The 20,810-nt window shown below is 53.8% G+C and carries 27 protein-coding genes; 14 read left to right on the top strand and 13 right to left on the bottom strand.

The features are described from left to right. Positions 1-117: 117 nt before the first annotated feature. The 10 genes from MJO57_RS20985 to MJO57_RS21030 all read right to left on the bottom strand — a co-directional run bounded on the left by MJO57_RS20985 (position 118) and on the right by MJO57_RS21030 (position 8,238). Positions 118-1,617 (bottom strand): phage portal protein, encoded by a 1,500-nt coding sequence (locus tag MJO57_RS20985; protein ID WP_252018470.1) that lies wholly within the window; start codon positions 1,615-1,617, stop codon positions 118-120. Further along, positions 1,617-1,826, bottom strand: a complete 210-nt coding sequence (locus MJO57_RS20990; protein ID WP_252018471.1) for a phage head-tail joining protein — start codon at positions 1,824-1,826, stop codon at positions 1,617-1,619. The genes MJO57_RS20985 and MJO57_RS20990 overlap by 1 nt, the downstream gene beginning before the upstream one ends. Further along, a complete protein-coding gene (locus MJO57_RS20995; RefSeq protein WP_252018473.1) occupies positions 1,811-3,709 on the bottom strand; it encodes a phage terminase large subunit family protein in 1,899 nt (632 codons plus the stop codon). The genes MJO57_RS20990 and MJO57_RS20995 overlap by 16 nt, the downstream gene beginning before the upstream one ends. Then, on the bottom strand, positions 3,675-4,130 hold the full coding sequence (locus MJO57_RS21000; protein ID WP_252018475.1) for a terminase small subunit: 456 nt from the start codon (positions 4,128-4,130) through the stop codon (positions 3,675-3,677). The genes MJO57_RS20995 and MJO57_RS21000 overlap by 35 nt, the downstream gene beginning before the upstream one ends. A 129-nt stretch (positions 4,131-4,259) precedes the next feature. Next, positions 4,260-4,976 carry a hypothetical protein gene (locus MJO57_RS21005; RefSeq protein WP_252018477.1) on the bottom strand — a complete coding sequence of 239 codons (717 nt, stop codon included), beginning with the start codon at positions 4,974-4,976 and terminating at the stop codon, positions 4,260-4,262. Further along, positions 4,973-5,191: a helix-turn-helix domain-containing protein gene (locus MJO57_RS21010; protein ID WP_252018479.1), complete on the bottom strand. Its 219-nt coding sequence runs from the start codon at positions 5,189-5,191 to the stop codon at positions 4,973-4,975. The genes MJO57_RS21005 and MJO57_RS21010 overlap by 4 nt, the downstream gene beginning before the upstream one ends. Further along, complete coding sequence (locus tag MJO57_RS21015) at positions 5,178-5,582, bottom strand: RusA family crossover junction endodeoxyribonuclease (protein ID WP_252018480.1); 405 nt, start codon at positions 5,580-5,582, stop codon at positions 5,178-5,180. Before MJO57_RS21015 ends, MJO57_RS21010 begins: the two co-directional genes overlap by 14 nt. Beyond that, on the bottom strand, positions 5,579-5,923 hold the full coding sequence (locus MJO57_RS21020; RefSeq protein WP_252018482.1) for a hypothetical protein: 345 nt from the start codon (positions 5,921-5,923) through the stop codon (positions 5,579-5,581). Before MJO57_RS21020 ends, MJO57_RS21015 begins: the two co-directional genes overlap by 4 nt. A gap of 1 nt (position 5,924) precedes the next feature. Beyond that, on the bottom strand, positions 5,925-7,925 hold the full coding sequence (locus tag MJO57_RS21025) for an AAA family ATPase (protein ID WP_252018484.1): 2,001 nt from the start codon (positions 7,923-7,925) through the stop codon (positions 5,925-5,927). 103 nt (positions 7,926-8,028) lie between these two features. Beyond that, positions 8,029-8,238, bottom strand: a complete 210-nt coding sequence (locus tag MJO57_RS21030; RefSeq protein WP_252018486.1) for a YdaS family helix-turn-helix protein — start codon at positions 8,236-8,238, stop codon at positions 8,029-8,031. 241 nt (positions 8,239-8,479) lie between these two features. On the opposite strand from MJO57_RS21030, the gene MJO57_RS21035 reads away from it, so the two are divergent. Then, positions 8,480-9,151, top strand: coding sequence for a LexA family transcriptional regulator (locus MJO57_RS21035; protein ID WP_252018487.1), 672 nt, complete (start codon positions 8,480-8,482; stop codon positions 9,149-9,151). Here MJO57_RS21035 and MJO57_RS21040 read toward each other — a convergent pair. Continuing rightward, positions 9,148-9,567 (bottom strand): helix-turn-helix domain-containing protein, encoded by a 420-nt coding sequence (locus MJO57_RS21040; protein WP_252018489.1) that lies wholly within the window; start codon positions 9,565-9,567, stop codon positions 9,148-9,150. The two genes, MJO57_RS21035 and MJO57_RS21040, sit on opposite strands and share 4 nt — an antisense overlap. 161 nt (positions 9,568-9,728) lie before the next feature. On the opposite strand from MJO57_RS21040, the gene MJO57_RS21045 reads away from it, so the two are divergent. Together MJO57_RS21045 and MJO57_RS21050 are read left to right on the top strand one after the other, a co-directional pair. Next, positions 9,729-10,196, top strand: coding sequence for a hypothetical protein (locus MJO57_RS21045; RefSeq protein WP_252018491.1), 468 nt, complete (start codon positions 9,729-9,731; stop codon positions 10,194-10,196). A 52-nt stretch (positions 10,197-10,248) separates the two neighbouring features. Next, on the top strand, positions 10,249-11,076 hold the full coding sequence (locus MJO57_RS21050) for a DNA translocase FtsK (RefSeq protein ID WP_252018493.1): 828 nt from the start codon (positions 10,249-10,251) through the stop codon (positions 11,074-11,076). 45 nt (positions 11,077-11,121) lie between these two features. Here the strand turns inward: MJO57_RS21050 and MJO57_RS21055 are convergent, their stop codons facing one another. After that, positions 11,122-11,304: a hypothetical protein gene (locus MJO57_RS21055; protein ID WP_252018494.1), complete on the bottom strand. Its 183-nt coding sequence runs from the start codon at positions 11,302-11,304 to the stop codon at positions 11,122-11,124. Then, complete coding sequence (locus tag MJO57_RS21060) at positions 11,301-12,728, bottom strand: IS4 family transposase (protein ID WP_252017676.1); 1,428 nt, start codon at positions 12,726-12,728, stop codon at positions 11,301-11,303. Before MJO57_RS21060 ends, MJO57_RS21055 begins: the two co-directional genes overlap by 4 nt. A 64-nt stretch (positions 12,729-12,792) precedes the next feature. Here MJO57_RS21060 and MJO57_RS21065 point away from each other — a divergent pair, with 64 nt between their 5' ends. From MJO57_RS21065 to MJO57_RS21115, 11 genes are all read left to right on the top strand, one after another. Then, complete coding sequence (locus MJO57_RS21065; RefSeq protein WP_252018496.1) at positions 12,793-13,083, top strand: hypothetical protein; 291 nt, start codon at positions 12,793-12,795, stop codon at positions 13,081-13,083. Further along, complete coding sequence (locus MJO57_RS21070; protein ID WP_252018498.1) at positions 13,083-13,853, top strand: ATP-binding protein; 771 nt, start codon at positions 13,083-13,085, stop codon at positions 13,851-13,853. Before MJO57_RS21065 ends, MJO57_RS21070 begins: the two co-directional genes overlap by 1 nt. Before the next feature lie 2 nt (positions 13,854-13,855). Beyond that, positions 13,856-14,455 carry a DUF669 domain-containing protein gene (locus MJO57_RS21075; RefSeq protein WP_252018500.1) on the top strand — a complete coding sequence of 200 codons (600 nt, stop codon included), beginning with the start codon at positions 13,856-13,858 and terminating at the stop codon, positions 14,453-14,455. 97 nt (positions 14,456-14,552) lie between these two features. Next, a complete protein-coding gene (locus MJO57_RS21080; protein WP_252018502.1) occupies positions 14,553-15,596 on the top strand; it encodes a PD-(D/E)XK nuclease family protein in 1,044 nt (347 codons plus the stop codon). Between the two features lie 28 nt (positions 15,597-15,624). Further along, on the top strand, positions 15,625-16,272 hold the full coding sequence (locus MJO57_RS21085) for an Nmad5 family putative nucleotide modification protein (RefSeq protein ID WP_252018504.1): 648 nt from the start codon (positions 15,625-15,627) through the stop codon (positions 16,270-16,272). Positions 16,273-16,461: 189 nt separating this feature from the next. Then, positions 16,462-18,258 carry a DEAD/DEAH box helicase gene (locus tag MJO57_RS21090; RefSeq protein ID WP_252018506.1) on the top strand — a complete coding sequence of 599 codons (1,797 nt, stop codon included), beginning with the start codon at positions 16,462-16,464 and terminating at the stop codon, positions 18,256-18,258. Positions 18,259-18,270: 12 nt separating this feature from the next. After that, the gene (locus tag MJO57_RS21095; protein ID WP_252018508.1) at positions 18,271-18,456 is read left to right on the top strand and encodes a hypothetical protein; all 186 of its coding nucleotides are present in this window, start codon (positions 18,271-18,273) and stop codon (positions 18,454-18,456) included. Next, positions 18,437-18,667, top strand: coding sequence for a hypothetical protein (locus MJO57_RS21100; protein WP_252018510.1), 231 nt, complete (start codon positions 18,437-18,439; stop codon positions 18,665-18,667). Before MJO57_RS21095 ends, MJO57_RS21100 begins: the two co-directional genes overlap by 20 nt. A gap of 34 nt (positions 18,668-18,701) precedes the next feature. Next, positions 18,702-18,935, top strand: a complete 234-nt coding sequence (locus tag MJO57_RS21105; protein WP_252018512.1) for a hypothetical protein — start codon at positions 18,702-18,704, stop codon at positions 18,933-18,935. Positions 18,936-18,937: 2 nt separating this feature from the next. Next, positions 18,938-19,168, top strand: a complete 231-nt coding sequence (locus MJO57_RS21110) for a hypothetical protein (protein ID WP_252018513.1) — start codon at positions 18,938-18,940, stop codon at positions 19,166-19,168. Positions 19,169-19,514: 346 nt separating this feature from the next. After that, positions 19,515-20,810, top strand: a complete 1,296-nt coding sequence (locus MJO57_RS21115) for a DNA cytosine methyltransferase (RefSeq protein WP_252018515.1) — start codon at positions 19,515-19,517, stop codon at positions 20,808-20,810.

Below are 20,810 nucleotides of genomic sequence, written 5' to 3' on the forward strand. Positions count from 1 at the left end.
AATTTTAGAGCCTGTTGTCAATGCGTAAGTCCTAGTTACAATAGATACCTGGCTAAATGAGCAAAAAGAGAAAGAAAAGCCTCAAAACCCATTAAGAGACTTTCTTATCGGTTAAAGTCATTCATCCTGCTGAGTTTGAGGCTGCAACGTCCCCCCGCGAGCGGTTTTCCGGGGGTCCGTATCCAACACAATCCCCATCTTATCCAACCGCTTAAGATCACCCTGATACTCTTCAAAGAATTTCACCGGATCATAACCCAAACGACGGACGCCTTCCGACTGGGTCATCAGGCCATCACGGATATACTCCCGGATTGCCTTGCCCTCTTTCTCCATATCCAGGGCAGGCACTGCCGGTGGCGTCCATTCGGCAGTGACCGGTTCGTACTCACCAATCAATCGGGCCGCTTCATCAAACCAGCCATAGACCTGTTCACAGAAACCGGGAATCAGCATATTCCACTGCCAGTGCTCCACATTGGCTACAAACTCCAATCGCCCCATTCGGGCGCTGGAAAAGTTTACCTGGGAGTAATCACCGGTTAGCTGTTCGGCGGTGATACCAAACGACATGGCAATTTCACGCAACAGGGTGCGGGTATAGTCGGTGCCGTTGTCCGCATCGGGCGGTGTCACGGTGGTGATGTCGTTATGCCCTACATACTCCACCATGCCCGGCTCAATAGAGTCCACTGGCAGCGTCGGGTCACCGTTGCTTTTCTTGGGCAGTGAGACACTGTTGGCATCGGTACCCTTTACCAGCACAGCAAAACAGCTGGCAATTTTCTGCTGCATCAGCTTGGCATCCTGCAGCTCATCAAAATCCCGAAGCCTGAGCATGGAGGCAGCAAGCCAGGGCACGCCATGAATCTGTTCCGGCCGGTCCGAGTCGAACACATGGAGAATTTCCGAGGCATCCACCCGACGGGACTGGACGTTATAGTGGCGGAAGTGGTGATAGTCACCAGGGTGCTGATCAAACAACCAGTATGCCACCAGTTGACCAATGCCATTGAACTCTTTGCCCTGGACGATCTTGTGACCGTTATCCAGTGTCTGGGTTTTGCCGGTATCAATCCAGTCCGGTTCGAGTACCTGGATCTGCAGGGGAACGGCCAGGTTATCGCTGGCCCGACGGCGACGACGACGAATCAGTACCGAACCAGACTCAAAAATGGTGTTCATGGCCAGTGCCTGCAGGGCGTAGATATTTCTCTGGCCATCGGCGTCTATCTGGGTGGACTCAGCCCAGCTACGCCAAAGCTTCTGACGCTTTTTCAGGGCTTTCTGGTTCTGCCCTTTCAGCTCGGCGACAATGCCATAACGGACCACATTGTTCCGGATTACCCGCTGTGCCTGCCGTGCCCAGGCATTATTCCGTAGCAGATCCCGGCTGCGGAACATCAACGTCTGAAAGTCTTTGCCGATTTCGGTATTGGCAGAACTGCCATGGGCGACCCAGCCCTCCGTCCGGCGTCCTTTGGCCGCCCCTTCATACCGGCGTTTGAACACATTGGCCGCGCTCATGGCCTGCAGCCGTCGCATGTAAAAACGGGGAGCGACGTTGATCAATAACCGCTCGTAAAGTCCCATCTCCTCACCCGTTTTTCTGGCCATTATTGTAATCCCTTGCTGAATGAAACCACCCTGGCGTGCTGGGGCTTCTCAATATCCCGGCGCATCATGTCCCGGATCCGCATCATTTCGGTCAGGCTGCGATAGCGGACTTTCTTGTCGCCATACTCCACCTCCAGGGTACCCATGGCGATGGCATCTTCCAGTGCAGTGAGTTGCTGTTGTGTAAAGGCCATTAGCGTTTTATCCATCTTCCTTTGCGGGTACGTTGCTGTTCTGCCGCTGGTGATGAGGTAGCAGACGACGATGTGGAGGGTTGCCCCAGCGCCTGTTCCAGCTCCCGCCAGTGCTCTTCTTCAAACCGGTCGATACCTACGGCGGCAGCCGCAGCACGGTTATAGACCCGGCAGTCCAGGGCTTCGTTGCGCTCCCGGAACTTCTCCCAGCCGTATTGCATCCCCCGTTTGGTCTGCTTTTCCACCAGATGCTCGGCAGTCAGCATCTTGAAATAGTCTTCGTTGTATTGGGGAAAGCGGCAATAGCCAGCGGGCGGCTGTGATGACGAATCATTGTCTTTTGTGAAATCCAGCTGCAGCCAGGAGTAGAGTTCTGTCTTGGCAGCATCGGTGCCAATGCCCCAGAGCTGCACCCCTTTCTGCACATGCTGACCTTCAAAATTGAGATCCACATAGGATGGACGACAGAGGATAGGGTAGGGGCCTGGAGGCATCCCCTTGATCGCCATCACCAGCCCCGGATGTTTACGCACCCAGTTGTAAACCACCTGGGCGTTGTAGCCGGTGTCGATGGCAAAACGCAGCAGGGACATTTCCACACCGTTAGCGTGTTTCCAGGTGCCGTTGATCAATCGGCTGAGCTGGTCCTGTACTTCCTGAGTTTCAATGCCTCCCTCGATCACGATGTAATCCACAGACCATGACCGTTTACCTCGCCCCCAGCTGACAATCTCGATCTCAATCCGGTTTTTCTGTATATCCGCCGCTCCGGTCAGGAACAGTCCCCCTTCGGGCACCCTGCCAATGAGGTAATCATCCCGACGGTCATAAAGTCGTTTCCACTCCGGTGCATCGCCTTTCTGCTTCCAGGTCTGGGCCAGCTGGGTATTGATAAAGGTTTTCAACAGCTGGGTATTGCCCTGGGCATTGATCCACTTTTCTGCCAGCTGGGGAATGCTCTCCCACGGGCTGGCCAGTTTCGAGACATTGAACCCGGCATGACCGGTAAAGGGGCGGGTTGCCCGCCAGCTTCCCTGGGTAATGGCCTGCTGTCGCTGGGGTTCCGTCCAGGCGGTTTCACAGTGCGGGCAACGATAGTGAGACTGCTCCGGCAGTTTTTTGCCGTTGTCGTCTTTGGGAATCACCACATTGGCCCAGACCATCTCTTCACGATGACCGCAGGACGGACAGGGCACTTCAAACACCCGCCGATCCGACAATTTGTATTCACGGGCTATCCGGCTTTTCCCCTCAATGGTGGGACTGCAGACATGCACCCGCTTGGCATTCCAGAACACCGCCTGCCGTTCTGCAATCAGGGAGATCGGGTCCCCTTCATCACCGGCAGAGGCCGGGTACTTGTCCACCTCATCACAGAGCACCACACGAACCGGACGCATGGAAAGATCCCCCGGGGCATTACTGCCGATGATGGATACATGACCACCGGCAAAGGTTTTATGGAGAATCTTATCGCCCCGGATTCGCCCCTTCAGGGTGGGTGAATCACGCAACATGGTACTGAACCGGTCTTTTGACCAGGCTTCACCCAGCTTTTCATTGGGCTGCATCACGATCATGGGGGCTGGGTCGAGGTCAATGTGATAGCCGACGATGTTGTTGATCAGCTCGGTTTTCATCAGCTGGGTGCAGCACATCACCGTCACCACCTTCACCGCTGGGTCACAATAAGCCTCCATGGGGCCACGGCACACCTCCACATTGCCGGTTTTCCATTTGCCCGGCTCGGACGATGACTCCGCTGACAGGTAGCGATAGGTATCGGCCCACTCCACCAGTCCCATGTTGGGTGGTGGCTTCAGGTTTTCCCGCCGAGCCCTGGCCAGCAGCTGCCGGGCGAAGTCAATCGCATCGGGATTTAATACTGCCTGGCTCATCGGCGGTCAGCTCCTTTAACGCTTCGGTGACAACTTCCATCAGCAGCTCCTGCACTTCCGTTGGGGAATCCATCAACGCCAGCCGTCGTGAGTATTTGCCGGGAATGGCAATCAGGTTGGCACGGACGAAAGCGTATTCACCGGCCACCAGCTCCACCATGGTGGGTACGTCCAGCTGCTCTTTCCGTTTTCGGGCATTGTCCAGCGCCTTACCATCGGCCTGCTCCTTGGCCAGTCGTGCTCGTTCCTGTTCCAGGTCATAGTCACCGGCGGTTTTGTCCGCATCGTAGAGCAAAGGCAAAACGGTCTTGCTCTCGTACAGGTGGCTGCGACCTTCAATCACCGGTTCGATAGTTTCCAGCCGAGCCTTGATGGTTCGGTGGGTTTTGCCTGTCAGCTCATGGAGCTTGTTGGTACTCAACAGCGGCATCGTTCCGGCTCCCTGTTATGTTGTTGCCCTTAGAAATTCTCAAAATGTCGTCTTTCACCGGGGTTCGAACTACCCGCGCCAAAAATCGCCGGGGAAGGACCCAACGGGCTCCCCCCTGCCCTACCCGCGGTTTGCAGTAGCGATGGCATAAGCGAGTGCCTTTCCGAACTCTTTGTTGTAATTCTGACGGATTGACCGTTCTGACACGCCATGGAAGTCCAGACGACGACGGTACCTGGGTTGTCGGGTGATCATCATGAAAGGCTGTACCTTCCTTCCCCGCCGCATCCAGACACCTTTTGCCTTGCCTCCGGGACGACCGACGAAGTACTGGGTTTTTCGGGAACTGGTGGTGTTCTGACTGGTATCAAACTGGGCACGGACATTGGAGAGCATCTTCACCACCTGTCCACGGCTGATGTTGCCATAGCGATCCAGCTTGGCGGTGCGTGATGGTACCAGAAACTCCTCCGACCCCAGCAGGCCACGACGACGAAGCAGTGATTCCGAACGCTTGGTATTCCGTTCACCACCATGGACTTCCGGCGTCAGATACTTGGTGGCTGCCGTTCCCATGGGGGACCAGTCACGAAACCAGACCACCGCTTTGGGATTGGCATCCCGCTTTTGGGCTGGCCGGAGAAACAGTGAGTTCATGGTGTAACGGGTTGGACGGTCAAAGACCCGCTGCATTTCCTCTTCCACTTCCCCCTTGGCAATACCACCCAGACGGGTCATGGCCAGCGCCGTAGCAAAGGGCACCTGCCGTCTTCGGAACTGATCCAGCTGACGGGTCAGCCCCTCGATATCCAGAAACAGATCCACCTCAACACTCATTGGCCTGCTCCTCTTACCTGTTGATTCAACCACTGGTCCACATCGCCACGGGCATAGAGCACCTTGCCCTCAATGCGAGAATGCCTGGGCCCTTTCTTCTGGGTTCGCCAGTTCCGCAAGGTGCCTTTGCTGAACTGCTGATCCAGGTATTCAAAGAGCTCATCGGTATTGAGCCAGATCTTGTCGAGGTAGTCCTTGTGATTATCGCTCTGCATGGCGTGGGTCTCCTGAGGTCATGGGCATAACTTCCACCAGGGCAATGCCTTCCGGAGGCAACTTCTGCCCCCGCATCACCACCAGTTGATCAATCTGGCTGTCGTCGATCCAGACACCCGCATGGGTCAGGCCATCCAGCAACGCCTTCATGCGGTTGTCGATATCGGAGCGGTGATTGGTGGGAAAGTGCAGACGGACAATCACCCGCAGGGAGCCTGCCAGCTTGCGGTTCTGAAAACCCTGTTCCGAGCAGGCCACCTGAACACGACGACGGTATTCTTTGCCTGCCTCGGTCATGTACACCGACGGGATATGCTTACGCCCTTTGCGAATGACCCGGTGCTTCCAGACATGGTTTACCGTCGGTGGCAGGGGTAACGAAATTCTCATGCCAGACCTCCGGAAAAAACCGCTGAAAATATTCCTGAAATAATTCCCCGAAACCCGGTCAAAAAATCCGGGTCGCAGACGACATCAGCTACCCCCCTAAAGGGGGGTATGCTGATTGATGTCGCCCGGCTAGACCGTTTGATGTCATTTGATGTCGGTTTGATGTCGCTTTTGATGTCGTTTGATGTCGTTTTGCTGTGCGTTTTTTGAGCGACATCAAGCGAAACCGGCCAGTTTGATGTCACTTTGATGTCGCTTTTGCCTGTTTTTTGAACAAACCCAGAAAACAGAAAGCAGGTTAACCATGATTTTTCGCGGTCGATTCTGGTCAGAAAATCCATCTCAGCACCCCTCCACCAGGTACACATAAGGGCCATCAATTCGAATGATTTTTGAGTCTTCGAAAAACTTTTTATCCCGGTTGAAATTGTTGCGGTGGGTATAAACCGGCGGGTTACTTTCAAGGCAGGCATCACGCCAGTCCACAAAGCTGACACGAGCCTCGGAATCCATACGACCACCTTCCTGTAAACGCTGCCTGTGGGACTCGTAGAGCTCACCCAGCACTGCAATCGCGGCCTTTTTGGTCTTGCCCATGGTCTTGGCCTGCCGAACAAGATTCTGCACGGCAGGTGCCTCCAGATCCTCCAGCACACAACTGGTCTGAACCTCCCCGTCCTCATCCTGCCAGGGGAGTTCCACAACTTTCAGGTTGAATTCACGGGGATCCGGCTCATCGGCATCTTTCATCTTCTTGGAGGTAATCTTGACCGTGTCGTCGGTCTTGCGAACGGCATACTCCGCATCCAGTGCCGCCTTCAATGCCGAGTTCCCTCGGGCCCGATCCTGACTCCCTACGCCCGTGTGATGGACGATCAACACACAACAGCCATACTTGCGCCGAAAGAAATCATCCAAATGCCGGACAAACTGGTTCATATCCTGGGTGCTGTTTTCATCCGCCCCGCCAAAGTTACGAGCCAGAGTATCGACGACCACAGTTGAGGGGGGCTGTCCGCCATTCTGTTCCACCATGATCTCCACCGCCTGACAGACCTGCGCTGCACTGGCGGCATCGTAAAGGCTGGCGGCACACTTACTGACAAACAGGGGAGCGCCCGCAAGACTCTGACCGTTGGCTATCTCCCAGGCCTTGAACCGTCGGGAGAGCCCGTTCAAACCTTCACCGGCCAGATAGATAACCGGTCCCGGTCGTTTAATATCCGCGCCGTGCCACGGGGTACCGGTGGCAATGCAGCAGGCCATATCGATGGCCACAAAGGACTTGCCACAGCCGGGCTCACCAAACATCAACGCCAGTGAGTCGGTCTCCAGAAACCCTTTGATCAGCCAGCTGATGGGACGGGGCTCACTGACCATATCGCCCACAGAGACCAGGCTAAAACTGGAGGACATTAAACGGGAGGGGGCTTTTAACTGCTCAAGCATCAATTCCGGGGCGACCTGTTTCAGGTCGTTGAAATCGGTACCGGCACTGCCCGGGGGGAACTGGGGGAATACCACGGTCGCACCGGTTGCCTGTGCCGCGCCGATGGCCGCTGTCAGCCCCGGATTATTGGGCGTAGCGCTGTCATTATCGGCGGCAATGATCCGTTGTCGTGCAACCGGCTGAAGTCGACGGGCAACCGCTTCCAGGTTACCGGAATCAAAGGAGACCACAGCACCACAACCGGTCTCTTCATAAATGGTCGCCGCTGTGGAATACCCTTCGGCCTGATAGAGCGTATCGGTAAGCTCACCAATCAGATGCAGACCACCGGCTTTCTTTCCGCCGGTTTTGTAACGCTTCTGAAACAGCCCCTGCTCATCCTGCCAGATGTACTGCAGAGAGCAGATCGCGTCCTGCTCATCGTGCACCGGAATCAACAGGGTTTGTTCCCGCTGGCGGATACCGTGGACACCCACGCTTTTACTGACCAGATAGGGATGTTCCGGATCGGCGACCCGGGCCTGCTCCCACTCATCCTGTGATGCCCTGGCCACATCGGCCCAGACCTTTTGCTGTTCACGCTCCCGCTCAGCCCGAACCATGGCCATGATCCGTTCCTGTTCCTGGAACTCTTCCGCCGACAGCTCACGATGGTCGTGCAGTGACCAGACGTGCTTCTCCCCGGTTTTCCAGCTACCGAACGAGCCTGCGGGATAACGGCCACCATAAAGTACATACCAGCCGTTCTTCTTGCCGGGTTTATCGCCCTCCACATGGAAACGCTGGATTTTGCCATCGGCAACAGGAAGCTCGGGACCACTAAGGCCGGCGTCGTTCATTGCATGGGCGAACTGCCGGGCAAAGTCAGGCGATGCCCCGAAAAGTATGGCCATGCTTCCCCCTGAAAAATAAATATGTCATGATCAACTCTCTTCCTTGAAAACCCCGTATCCTGTTGGCGCAGTGCGGGGTTTTTCTTTGCTTTTACGTTCTGTTTTATGACTCTTCAGGGTAAAGTTCCGGATCCAGTTCATGCCGGGTTACCTGACCATCCGTAGCCGCTTCAATCTGACGAACCCGCTTTGGGGGAATATTTCCTCTTTCGATCCAGTCACTGATAGACTGCTGCTTCACGGGTGGCGTGAGCTTTTCCCCCAGCTTTCGCTGTCCACCGCAAATTTCGATCGCTCTCTTTAATGCCTGCATAGCTCCACCGGTATTATTTGTTTTTCGCTAGATTCCCACAGTTTAAAACTGTATTCAAGCAAAGTTTTGGTCTATAACTTCCATACAGGTCGGGTCAGCAATCACAGCCTTATATTGTTAGCTCTTTAGGTTGTCTGTAACCTTGCAAACATAAACATGGATAATGACCGGTTGATCAAAAGCCGGTTCAAGAGTTGTTTGAAACTCTTATGCAATCTAACGATGGAACATTGATGAATAATTGGCAGCAAAGCACATGAGTATTGGTGAGCGCATAGCACAGTTAAGAAAAGAGAAAGGCTGGAGTCAGGGACGATTGTCAGATGAAATCGAAATGGCCACCGGCAGGAAAATCACCCAGCAAAGCATCGGTCAGATCGAGAACAACCAGACCAAAAACCCACGACACATGGCAGATTTTGCCAGGGTGCTGGGGGTTACCGAAAGCTATCTCCGGTTTGGCATTGATCCAAATGTGTCAGACCCAACCAGCATTTACAGCATGAGAATGGTGCCTTTAATATCCTGGGTAAGCGCAGGCCAGTTTTGCGAGGTATCAGACGTGCGTTATCTTCAGGATCCCGAAGATTTTTTACCCTGCCCGGAAAAGGTCAGTAATAGAGCTTACGCTCTGCGGGTACGGGGTGACTCCATGACCAGCCAGAGTCCGGGTGGTCTCAGTTTTCCGGAAGGTACGAATATTTACGTGGATCCGGAAAAGGAAGCCCGAAGTGGTGTGCCGGTAATCGCCAGACTGCCCGGTTCCGATGAGTGCACTTTCAAGCTTTACGTGGAAGATTCCGGCAAAAAGTACCTCAAGCCCTTAAACCCTCAGTACCCGATACAGGAAATACAGGTAGGCACCACAATCTGCGGCGTGGTGGTTGGACAGTATATGAGCCTGGTCTTTTAAGGCGCTTCCGTAAACTTCTCGATCAGATTAACGACGGCGGTAATATGCCGTCCGTTAAGCTCCCCCCTTCGCTCTTTCTCCGCTACAAGAAAAAACAGTTTCCGGGCTTCTTCGCTACTACTGGCCAACAATGAGAGCATCGGCTGAACCATTTCACCCAGCGGTTCGCTGCCATCTGGCAACATTCTGCCCTGCCCGCTCAACAGCCATTCGGTCCGCACTCCAAGCACGTTGGCAATATCAATAATCCGCCAGGTTTCCGGAAGCGATTCCGCTTCAAGCCATTTACGCACGGCATTAGCGGTCACCCCGAACATGGAGGCGATCTGGTTGGCCCTTCCACGCCCCTTTTCAGGCACACCATAGTGCGTGAGAGCTTGGGAGAGGCGATGGGAAAACAGTTGTTTGCTATTCATCCCTGAATCATTCCAAAAGAAAAATCAACTATCAGTTGACGATAAAAAACAACCAAAAATGACAAATTCAAAAAAATAATAAAATAACTGTTGTCTATAACAGTTTTTACTTGTATAAATGTCTCAACAGCTAAAAACTGTATTCCAAGAGAGATAACAACATGAACAAGGAACAGGCACTCAGCCAGATCTGCAGTCTCGCAAAAGACGAACTGATTACACGGCAAAAGCTGTGCAATCTGCAGGCACAAACCAGAGAACTGGTGAGTCAGGGGAAAACTCACCGTTCGCAGCTCCTCTCTATCCACAATCAATATCATACTGAGCTGTGGAAAAGACTCTCCTCAAATGATTCATGCGCTGAAGAAGTACAAACCCTCTACAACCAGCAGCAGCTGCCAGAAACGATGCTTCTGGGCAACATCCTGATCGAAATCAATGGCGATGCCGAAGACGAAAGCGATGTCTGCGTCACTGAACTGGAACAACTGGCCAGCCCCTTTGAAGGTCTCTCCTCCAAAGCGTGGGCAGTAATGACCGTTGCCCTGGAGAACTATCAGCTTCAGGCAGAAGGTGACTCCCTCACCGCTATCGAACGACTTCTGGACGTACTGGACCCGGAACGCTAGATCCGCAACCAGACAGTTGTAACACCCACCAACCCTAACCAGGTAAACAACCATGGAAAAAACAGACGATTTAAGTCTGGCGGATTCGCTCGGCCAGCTGAAAGACGATGAGGCAATGATCCTCTCTGCCAGCACCCTGCTGGGTGATCTGATGTCACTGGTGCGGGATGAGCTGAAAGCCATGCCCGATGTGTGGCAGAAGCTGCCGCAACTGCAGCAGGAAGAGGTGCTGTTCCGCATCAAACAACGGTGTACTTCTGCCGTCGCCCAGGCCGTTCGGCTGATGGCTTCCGGTGACCGGGTCACCCTGACCGCAGCGGTGGACACCGTGACCTTTAAGGATGGCGTAAAAGCCGTGCTGAAAATGCCGGGCAATACCCCGGGCCGTCATGACCTGGCAGACGCCGAAGGGGAAACGGTACTGATCGTGATTCCCGATACCGCAGCCTATATGGGCGGTGAACACCCTGAGGCGGATCTCGACCAGCCCACCCTTGCCTTTGAGAGTGAGGACGATCCGCTCTACCAGGAAGCGGTTGACCTGGTACTGGCCATGACCCATCCCTCCATCTCCAATCTGCAGCGTCAGTTGAAAGTGGGATACAACCGAGCCGCCCGGATGATCGACACCATGGAGGCCTCTGGAGTGATCAGCAAACCGGACGACCATGGCAAGCGCACCGTCAATCCACAACCACTGCCAGAACCGGGCATAGCAACCAGCGCAGAACCGGCCAGTTCCTATAACTGCCCACACTGCAACTGGACAGAAAGCTGCGAGGATCCGGAAGCACTGGAGGCGATGGTCGCCAGTCATCACGCCATCGACTGCCCGAACACACCGATGACCGACGAGGAAGACACCAGCCAGTTCCATTAACAGCAGAACCCGTAACGCCATAAAAACGACACAACAACAATAACGTCAGGAGCGTAGACCATGAACGAGAACCAGACCGCCACGGCACAAAGCCCACTGAATGAGCCCGGCCTGTTGGACCGGCTGGCTTATGAGCTGGAAGAGGCCAAGCGCAAAGAGGCCGAGGCCCGCAATGCCCGTGTTGCCATTGAGGAACAGATCCTCACCCATGTGCTGACTCTTGATCACATCTCTCCAGCGCTGAACTGCCGGGCTATCTGCCAGGTTTTTACCCGATCCTGCAATTTCGCCCAGCCTTCCCATACCACTAACCAGCCGGGCTGCCCTGTATGCTTTGAATCACCCCAACCACCAAGCCGAGCAATCGTTTGAAGCAGCCAAGTGACTGTTGGCGGCTTATCGGGCAACGCTTTTTTTTCATAGGTTAGCCAGAGAACCTGCCATTCATCATCACTGACCACCTCATTCGCGAGTGTTTTTTCACTCCAAAGCTTTCTGTCTTTGTGCTGCCTGTCATTCGGTAACATTAATGCTTCACGGATTTGCATTAGTCTGACAGCGACAAACATTAATATGACCGCAAGTCGTTCAATGTTATCCGGAGATTGCAGACGAAGCCTTTCTACTCCTGCTCCCGATTTCCAAGCCTTATGGAACTCTTCTATTCGCCATCGGAGCTCGTAAAATCGAATGATAGAGCGACAGTCTTCGAATGTTTCAATATCTTCAGTTGTCAATAGTACCCAGTGCAAACGGTCTTCGGAGTCATTGCCAATCTCTTCAGCCGACACAATATTCATAGTTACCGGTTCCGGCCTGCCGCCTGGCCTTTGCGGCGCCTGTATTGTCATCTTCTTTCTTTTGACCTGCAGCGTTGCCTTTCGCTTCTTTCTACCTCCTTTTTGAGGAACCACTATCGTATATTTCCCCAACACTTCAGTCTGAGCTAAGGAATCAAATAATAAGAGTTCGCCATCCACCAGGATTCTGTTTTGTGTAGCTCTTACAACAAACCGCTGTCGGTTATCCAGTTTGTAGTGCATATATTCGTATATATCCGCCTCCCGGTCGCAAACACTGATGATGTCAGGCATTTTACCCCCCATCCTTTGTTCTGTGTTTTCAGAGGCTCTTTGCCACTTAAAGCTTTCCTTTCCCTCGTAAGGTAGCTGACGACGTTGGTTCTTTTTCCCCCGCTGAACGTCCTCTCTAACCCATCGTTCTTGATCAATAAGCCCAATGCTTCGCTCTGTATCCGCATCAACCAAGAAGACAGAGTGGACGTGGAATCCTCTGGTTTTAGAGCCTTCAGGACCTCCAAGATCACCAAGCTCGGATCTGACAGCATGTTTATAACCCAGGGTTGTTGTATCTTCGAGAGCCAGAAGTAGGCGAGACTGTCTCGCTATTTTGGCAGTTGCCTGAAAGCCTGCCTCAGCTATTGCTTCAGGCTTTACGGCCTCATTCTCAATCAGCCGGTAAGCTCCAGTTACCAGTGCGGTATAACCTTCGCATGAAGATGACAAAGAATTACCGGTATGAGCTGAAAGCTCGGCAGCAACTTTGACAAGTCGTTTTGTACGTCGAGTATCACCCAAATCAGCACATCCAAAAGTTAGTTCTGACCATGGTTTAGGAGAAAGTGGAAGCATGACCTGTTTTATCAGTGAGAAATGATAGAACAAGGTAGCTATTTGTGATCAAGAGACAGCCCATGTGGGGGTTAAGGAGGAAGGCAGCGCCACGGTGAAAAGTGACTTCTACAAGGTCACCACCACCGGCGGTATGACCCGCACCCTGAACGGTAAGAAGTGGGCCGAGATCAACGGCCAGCTGCCCAACGAGGTGGTGCAGAACGTGGTGCGCCTGAAGCCGGAACTGGATACCCGCCAGTTCAAGGCCCTGAAGGCGCTGAACCCGCAACAGTACGCCATTGTGGCACAGGCGGTCACCAGCAAACCCCGCAAGTCATCGGTAAAAATTGAACGACTGGAGGCTGGCAACTGATGGCTTTTTCTCTCAACTCCATCAGCCAGGCGGCGGGTTTTACTGCACCCCGTCTGCTGATCTACAGCGATGCCGGTGTGGGAAAAACCACGCTGGCGGCCGGTGCAGATAGACCGATCTTTCTCTGCACTGAGGACGGTCTGGGCACCCTGACTGTGGACGCCTTTCCCATGCTAAGCCAGTACAGCCAGCTGATTGAGGCACTGTCTGCCCTGTACCACGAAGAGCACGACTACAAGACGGTGGTGCTGGACAGCCTTGACCACCTGGAGCCACTGATCTGGGCCCAAGTCTGCGCTGAGCATGACAAAAACTCCATCGAGGACTTTGGCTACGGCAAGGGGTATGTGGAGGCCCTGTCCCACTGGCGCAACCTGATGCAGTGGCTGAATGCCCTGCGCAATGAGAAAGGCATGACCATCATCCTGATCGCCCATGCCGAGATCAAGCGCTTTGAATCACCGGAAGTGGACAGCTACGACCGCTACCAGATCAAGCTCCACAAGCGAGCCTCGGAACTGGTGCAGGAGAGCATGGATTGTGTCCTGTTCGCCAACTACAAGACGGTGATCAAAAAAGAAGAATCCGGTTTTGGCAAAACCAAAGCCAAGGGCATCGCCACCGGACAACGGGTGTTGTACACCGAAGCCCGCCCGGCCTTTGTAGCCAAAAACCGTTACTCACTGCCTGCTGAACTGCCCATGAGTTGGGACGCATTCAGCCAGGCACTGAACTCATCCGCCAATAACAGCAACCAGCAAGGAGCCTAACCATGGCAGGTCTCGGATTTAACGCTAACGAATACAACCCGGCCCAGGGTTTTGAACCACTGCCCAACGGTGACTATGTGGCCATGATCACCGAAGCAGAAATGAAGAACACCAGGGCCGGCACCGGCCAGTTCCTGAAACTCACCTGGACGGTGATGGACGGCCAGTACGCCAGTCGAAAGGTGTGGAGCAACCACAACATCATCAACCCCAATGAAACGGCGCAGAAAATCGCCCGGGAAGAGATCAGCGCCATTGCCCACGCTATTGGTCGTCCTGCGGCCAGCACTACCGAAGAGCTGGTCAATATTCCCTGCCGGATCACCGTAAAGATCAAGCAGGAAGCCGGGCGAGACCCGTCCAATGAGATCAAGAAATGGGAGGCTATCGGCCAAGCCACATTTCCCACTCACGCCCAGCCAGCGCCCCAGCCTGCAGCAACTCCAGCAGCGCCAGCGCCGGGAGTGGCGCCAGCGGCAACAGCGCCTGCACCCGCTCCGGCGACGGTAGCGGCACCGCCGGCACCCCAGCAACAGGCTCCAGTGCCACAGCCTGCCCAGGCCCCCCAGGTACCGGGCAGCAAGGCGCCACCCTGGAATTAATAACCGGGTAACGGGCTTCCTTCATCGGAAGCCCGGTCAGGCATCATCGTAGAACAACCGTCGTCAACCAGCAACGCAGCAAAAAGAGGTATCCACCATGAAGATCCCGGAAGCGGACAGCACCATCCAGCGGATTTACCGTCATTACGAGACACAGGCGGACAACGGTTTTCGGCCACACCTGGGCGCCTCCCTTATTGGTGAACCCTGCAGCCGCTCCCTCTGGTATAGCTTCCACTGGTGCACCGCTGCCGGTTTTGACGGCCGTATGCTGCGACTGTTTGAAACCGGCCAGCTGGCAGAAGCCCGGTTTGCGGACAACCTGCGGACCGCCGGTGTTCAGGTCTATGAAGAGGATCCGCAAACAGGCCAGCAGTTCCGGGTCACTGCCTGTGATGGTCATTTTGGCGGCTCCATGGATGGGGTTGGCCTCGGGTTTGTGGAAGCCCCCAAGACCTGGCACGTCATCGAGATGAAAACCCACTCGGAGAAGTCGTTCAAAGAGCTGGTGAACAAAGGGGTTGAGGAGTCCAAGCCCCGTCACTTTGCCCAGATGCAAGTCTATATGCATTTGGCAGAAAACGGCCCACTGAAACGGGCCTACTACCTGGCTGTAAACAAGAATACCGATGCGCTCTATGGCGAGCGGGTGAAATACGACAAAACCAAGGCAACCGCACTGGTCAACAAGGCAGCCGCTATTATCGCCAGCGACACACCACCGGAGAAGATCCACCAGGATCCCAGCTGGTACCAGTGCAAGTTCTGTGACCATGCCGCCGTCTGCCATGGCCAGCAGGCTCCTGTCGTCAACTGTCGCACCTGCCTGCACAGCACCGCCATTGAAAACGGTGAATGGCACTGCGCCCGTTATGACTGCCTGATTCCCACGGAGCAGCAGCGCAAGGGTTGCCAGTCCCACCTTTATCTGCCGGACCTGTTGTTTGGTTTTGCCGAACCAGTGGACTCCGGGGAGTACTGGATTCAATACCGGCTGAAAAGCAATGGTCAGCTGTTTGTGACTGGCGAAGCACCGGAGCAACTGAAGTCCTCCGAGATCCGCGCCGTGGATCAAAAGGAGCTGTTAACCGATCCCAATGTGCAGACCATCCGCCAGTCGTTTCAGGCCACGTTGATTTAACCAATAAGAAAAGAAGGAAGCGCACATTATGAAACTCAGCAAAGCCATGAAAAGTGACATGCTGGTCAATGCCCTTGAAACCCTATTTGGCAAGGAGATGGACAAGCTGAACAGCAAGTTGACCAAACTGGTTGAACCGCTGCTGCCACTGTATGAAAAGGAGCTTGGCCCCTGGCGTGACGTGGAAAAACGCTTGTTCTCCCTGTCCAGTTCGGCTTATCTGCAGAAGCTCAATGAAAAGTCCTATTCCCGCAAATTGCGGTTGCGGTTTGCTGATTCCGGTTATCGCAAACTCCAGTTCACCGGCAACCTGGACAAGCTGGCAGAAGAGTCTGTCGCACTGGCTTATGCCGTCCCCTATCACTACTACGACAGTCGCAAGGTTGTCTTCCATCTGGACACACTGCTGAAGACACACCCGGCCAAGCTCAAGCGACTGGAAGCTCATGAACAAAAAGTGGATGAGTTGCTGGAACGTATCAAGAAAACCCGCTGGGAACTGAATCAACTGCTGCAGTCGTGCACCACTGACAAGCATCTTATGGATGCCTGGCCGGAAGGTATTGAGAAAAGGGTTCTGGTCATTCCGAAAAAAGAGGTCACTGCCAACCTGCCCATCGCTGTACACAACCTGAATGAAATTGTGTTTGGGACCGCTCAGGAGGAAGCATGCTGATGCAAATATTAACCATGCTGTCCTCTCTGGTTACACCCACCACTGCCAGTGGCCGGAAGATCAGGCGACACCGGAAACAACCAAGACCCTGCCTGAAGTGCGGCAGGCTGCACACCCATAACAACTGCTTCTGCAGTGCAGAGCATTGCCATGAGTACCGGGCAAAACAAAAAGCAAGTAGGCTGAACCATGGCCTTTGACCTGCGCTGGTACCAGTCAGAAGCCATCACCGCTATTTATGAGTATTTTGGCCGGGCCCAGGGCAACCCCCTGGTCTGTGTCAGCACCGGCGGCGGCAAGTCGGTCATTATTGCCGCCTTTATCCAGCAGGTGATGGAGGCCTGGCCAGATCAGCGGATTCTGGTGCTGGCCCATGTGAAGGAGATCCTGGAACAGAACTTCGACAAGATCACCGCCATCTGGCCACTGGCACCGGCCGGCGTTTATTCCGCAGGCCTGAACCGTCGGGACACCGATTCCGCCATCCTGTTTGCCGGTATCCAGTCGGTTCATAACAAGGCCTTTGACCTGGGTGCCTTTGACCTGGTGATTGTGGACGAGTGTCATCTGATCAATGCCGAGAAAGACGACACCATGTACACCGGCTTCTTTCATAACCTGAAGCTGATGAACCCCAGGGTGAAGGTGATTGGCTTCAGTGCCACGCCCTACCGTATGAAGTCCGGGCTGCTGACCGAGGGTGATAACGCCCTGTTTGATGAAGTGGTCTATGAGACCGATATCCAGCGGTTAATTGATGAAGACTTTCTTTCCCCGCTGATCAGCAAGGGCGGTAAAGAGAAGATTGATATGGCTGGCGTCCGTACCCGTACCGGCGAGTTCATGACCAAAGACCTGGAAGAAGCAGTACACCGCAACGATGTTACCGACAAGGCGGTGAACGAGATCATCCACTACGGCAAAGACCGTAAAGCCTGGCTGATATTCTGTGTCAGTGTCGCCCATGCGGAGGAAGTCAAAGAACTGCTGGAGTATGAAGGGATTACCACGGCCTGCGTACACGGTGGCACCCCGGCAGCTGAGCGGGAACAGATCCTCAGTGACTACAAGGCCGGCAGAATTCAGGCACTCACCAGCCAGGGGGTATTGACCACCGGTTTCGATGCGCCACGGACCGACCTGATCGCCCTGCTGCGCCCCACCAAATCACCGGGGCTTTATGTGCAGATCCTTGGCCGTGGCCTGCGCATCAGCCCCCAGACCGGCAAGACCGATTGCCTGGTGCTGGACTACGGCGGCAATGTGGAGCGCCATGGCCCCATTGACCGGATCAATGTAGACAGTATCCGTCGCAAGAAAAAAGGCGTGACGGGTGAAGCTCCCATGAAAGAGTGCCCCCAGTGCCAGACCTTTGTACTGGCCTTCACCCGCGAGTGCCCGGACTGCGCCTACCAATGGCCAGAAAAGCCACAGCATGAGGAGAGTGCCAGCGGTGCTGCCGTACTGGCCAGCCAGGTCGAGGCCGAGTGGCACAACGTGGATGACGTTCATTACGACCTGCACGAAAAAAAGGACAAGCCACCCTCACTGAAAGTGACCTATCGCTGTGGTTTTGATGCCTATTCCGAGTGGATCTGCTTTGAGCATACCGGCTTTGCCCAGAACAAGGCCCAGATGTGGTGGTTCAAACGTGCCGGGTTCCATGCCCCATGCCCAAGAACCGTGGCCGATGCCCTGGACCGGATAAAGGAGCAGCAGATTTCGTTTGTGGTACCCAGCCGTATCCAGGTGAAACCGGAGGGACGTTTCCAACGGATCCTGAACTACGACATGAGCCCGCTACCTGGCACACCCAGCGAATGGAACGACAACCCGACAGCACGACCACGGCAGGAAACATTAAAACCACCGGGCAGTGATGACTTCAGCGCCATTAACGATGAGCTGGACAGCTGGGGCGATGCGCTGGACACCGTATGGGACCAGCCCGGGGAAACCTTTGAAGACGACACCATTCCTTTTTAGCGGGAGAGCACAGTGAATATTAGGAAAATCAAACAGGCCTTGCAGCTGGGACGAGCCATGGTACTGATGCCATCGGCTCACCTGCCGGATCGTCTGCAGGTGGCAAAAGAGATGGAAGAGGCACTGGCGGAGCTGGATGCCACCACGCCATTCATTACGTCAGAACAGGAGCAGGATCATGGAAAGAAAACATCTTAACCGGCTGGCTCTGGACATTGTCGCCATGGAAGGGGCAAGCCGCTCCATCAAAAGCGACAACCGTCGCCCCTGGCAACCGGGTCAGATTACCTTCAGCCAATACCAGCAGCTGGAGCAGCCACGGGTGCAGATGGCCAGACGTAATGCCGCCACCATTGCGGATACCTGGATTCTGGAGATTATGAAAAATTTACGGAGCAATAATGGCTAGAAAAGTGCCAAATAAGTTGCTGACGGGAGAGTGAATGATGTTTAGCAAAGCAACCTGGGAAAAAGAGATCGCCAATTCAGAGATTCGAAACAAGGAGCGGCAGTTCTTTAAATCTCAATTGGAGATAATTGAATCCGGAAAAGAGATTCAATTTGATTCAAAAGCGTTTTTTAAGTTTGTCGATTTTTTGAAAGCGCAGAACAACAGCTACAAGTTTCAATTCAGAGTGGCTGATGGGATTTATGTTTTGTTACCGAATAGAGATTAGAAATGAATCAATCAACCCGCCAGTGGTTAGAGCACCTGGCTACGGTGAAAAACAATTCCAAAGCTCAGGAGATTGTTGATCACATTGAGCAGCTGGAAGAGATGTTAAGAACATACGTTATTGAATGTGGCCTCCGTGGTGGAGAGGACGACCAGCTGCTTTCTCCAGAAGAACAGCATTGTGACATTGTCGCTGATGCGATGCGATCACTTGGAATAAACAGCCATGAGTAAATACGACAATCCGAACAAATGCCGAAAGTGTGGAGGCAGCAATCAATTCCATAAACCCAGTTATGAAGATGGCATGCATTTATTTGAAACTGAAACCGAGTGCAAAGAGTGCGGCCATAAGGATTTTTGGATAACTGGATTTTATTGGTATGAACCAGAAGATGAAAAACCTGACTCCAAGGTGAATATCCACTCGGCCAATTTAAACAAATAAACCAAAAAATAATCTGACCACTATTAAAAATCCGGCAATAATCGGACGGGGATCTTTTGCGCCATGAAAAAGGAAAGTCATAACTATCGAATCCCACCACAGATGGGTCTTAATTTCTCGGGGGAATTGATCGTGGATAATTTTGCCGGCGGTGGCGGTGCCAGTACCGGCATTGAAATGGCGATGGGCAGACCGGTGGATATTGCCATCAACCATGATCCTGAAGCGATTGCCATGCACACCATCAACCACCCTCATACCAAGCATTACTGCGAATCGGTTTGGAAAGTGGATCCGGTTGAAGCCTGCAATGGTCGCCCGGTAGCATTGGCCTGGTTCTCTCCAGACTGCAAACATTTCTCCAAAGCCAAAGGGGGGAAATCAAAAAGTAAAAAGATTCGTGGACTTGCCTGGGTAGCGGTGCGCTGGGCCAAGCGCGTTCGCCCTCGGGTAATCATGCTGGAGAATGTCGAAGAGTTTCAGGACTGGGGGCCACTGCTGGAGGATGGTTCGGCTTGCCCTGCACGTAAGGGTGATACCTTCCGGCAGTTTGTTGGTCAGTTGGAATCCTATGGTTACCAGGTTCAATGGAAAGAGCTGAGAGCCTGCGACTATGGAGCACCCACCATCAGAAAACGTCTGTTCCTGATCGCCCGTTGTGATGGTCAGCCGATTGTTTGGCCATCAGAAACCCACGGACCGGGACTGACTCCTTATAAGACAGCCGCCGATTGTATTGACTGGTCAATACCCTGCCCCAGCATTTTTGAGCGTAAGAAACCACTGGCAGAAAACACACTGCGCCGGATTGCCAAAGGCATTGAGAAGTTTGTGGTGGATAGCCCGAAGCCGTTTATTGTGCCTATCGCCCATTACAACGGTCGGGATCTGGCTCAATCCATTGAGCAACCATTGCGCACCATTACCGCTTATCCAAAGGGAGGTTCGTTTTCACTGGTTACTGCATTCATAGCCAAGCATTACACCGGCGTTACCGGCTCTTCCATGAAAGAGCCACTACACACCATCACCAGCAAAGACCATAACGCACTGGTGACCGCACAACTGCAGAAGCGAAATAGCCATTCTGAAAAAGTCCATGCGTTTCTGGTGAAGTATTACGGAGCAGGTGATGGTCAGAGTATTACCGAACCCTGCCACACCATTACCAGCCGTGACCGCTTCGGTCTGGTCACTGTGGCAGGCGAACCCTATTCCATCGTCGATATCGGCATGAGAATGCTCTCACCCCGCGAGCTCTACACCGCCAACGGCTTTCCCGCTGATTACATCATCGACCACGGTGCCAGCGGAAAGCGTCTCACTAAAACCAACCAGGTCGCCCGCTGCGGCAACGCAGTACCACCCCAGTTTTCCGAAGCACTGGTGCGGGCAAATCTCACCAGACTGGCCAGACAAGTTGCCTGA

The organism is Endozoicomonas sp. SCSIO W0465 (genome assembly GCF_023716865.1).
GTDB lineage: Bacteria > Pseudomonadota > Gammaproteobacteria > Pseudomonadales > Endozoicomonadaceae > Endozoicomonas.

Coding starts and splice junctions, on each gene's coding strand:
- MJO57_RS20985 (WP_252018470.1), bottom strand. CDS start 1,617: ATGGCCAGAAAAACGGGTGAGGAGATGGGACTTTACGAGCGGTTATTG.
- MJO57_RS20990 (WP_252018471.1), bottom strand. CDS start 1,826: ATGGATAAAACGCTAATGGCCTTTACACAACAGCAACTCACTGCACTG.
- MJO57_RS20995 (WP_252018473.1), bottom strand. CDS start 3,709: ATGAGCCAGGCAGTATTAAATCCCGATGCGATTGACTTCGCCCGGCAG.
- MJO57_RS21005 (WP_252018477.1), bottom strand. CDS start 4,976: ATGAGTGTTGAGGTGGATCTGTTTCTGGATATCGAGGGGCTGACCCGT.
- MJO57_RS21010 (WP_252018479.1), bottom strand. CDS start 5,191: ATGCAGAGCGATAATCACAAGGACTACCTCGACAAGATCTGGCTCAAT.
- MJO57_RS21015 (WP_252018480.1), bottom strand. CDS start 5,582: ATGAGAATTTCGTTACCCCTGCCACCGACGGTAAACCATGTCTGGAAG.
- MJO57_RS21020 (WP_252018482.1), bottom strand. CDS start 5,923: ATGGATTTTCTGACCAGAATCGACCGCGAAAAATCATGGTTAACCTGC.
- MJO57_RS21025 (WP_252018484.1), bottom strand. CDS start 7,925: ATGGCCATACTTTTCGGGGCATCGCCTGACTTTGCCCGGCAGTTCGCC.
- MJO57_RS21030 (WP_252018486.1), bottom strand. CDS start 8,238: ATGCAGGCATTAAAGAGAGCGATCGAAATTTGCGGTGGACAGCGAAAG.
- MJO57_RS21040 (WP_252018489.1), bottom strand. CDS start 9,567: ATGAATAGCAAACAACTGTTTTCCCATCGCCTCTCCCAAGCTCTCACG.
- MJO57_RS21045 (WP_252018491.1), top strand. CDS start 9,729: ATGAACAAGGAACAGGCACTCAGCCAGATCTGCAGTCTCGCAAAAGAC.
- MJO57_RS21050 (WP_252018493.1), top strand. CDS start 10,249: ATGGAAAAAACAGACGATTTAAGTCTGGCGGATTCGCTCGGCCAGCTG.
- MJO57_RS21060 (WP_252017676.1), bottom strand. CDS start 12,728: ATGCTTCCACTTTCTCCTAAACCATGGTCAGAACTAACTTTTGGATGT.
- MJO57_RS21070 (WP_252018498.1), top strand. CDS start 13,083: ATGGCTTTTTCTCTCAACTCCATCAGCCAGGCGGCGGGTTTTACTGCA.
- MJO57_RS21075 (WP_252018500.1), top strand. CDS start 13,856: ATGGCAGGTCTCGGATTTAACGCTAACGAATACAACCCGGCCCAGGGT.
- MJO57_RS21080 (WP_252018502.1), top strand. CDS start 14,553: ATGAAGATCCCGGAAGCGGACAGCACCATCCAGCGGATTTACCGTCAT.
- MJO57_RS21085 (WP_252018504.1), top strand. CDS start 15,625: ATGAAACTCAGCAAAGCCATGAAAAGTGACATGCTGGTCAATGCCCTT.
- MJO57_RS21090 (WP_252018506.1), top strand. CDS start 16,462: ATGGCCTTTGACCTGCGCTGGTACCAGTCAGAAGCCATCACCGCTATT.
- MJO57_RS21100 (WP_252018510.1), top strand. CDS start 18,437: ATGGAAAGAAAACATCTTAACCGGCTGGCTCTGGACATTGTCGCCATG.
- MJO57_RS21105 (WP_252018512.1), top strand. CDS start 18,702: ATGATGTTTAGCAAAGCAACCTGGGAAAAAGAGATCGCCAATTCAGAG.
- MJO57_RS21110 (WP_252018513.1), top strand. CDS start 18,938: ATGAATCAATCAACCCGCCAGTGGTTAGAGCACCTGGCTACGGTGAAA.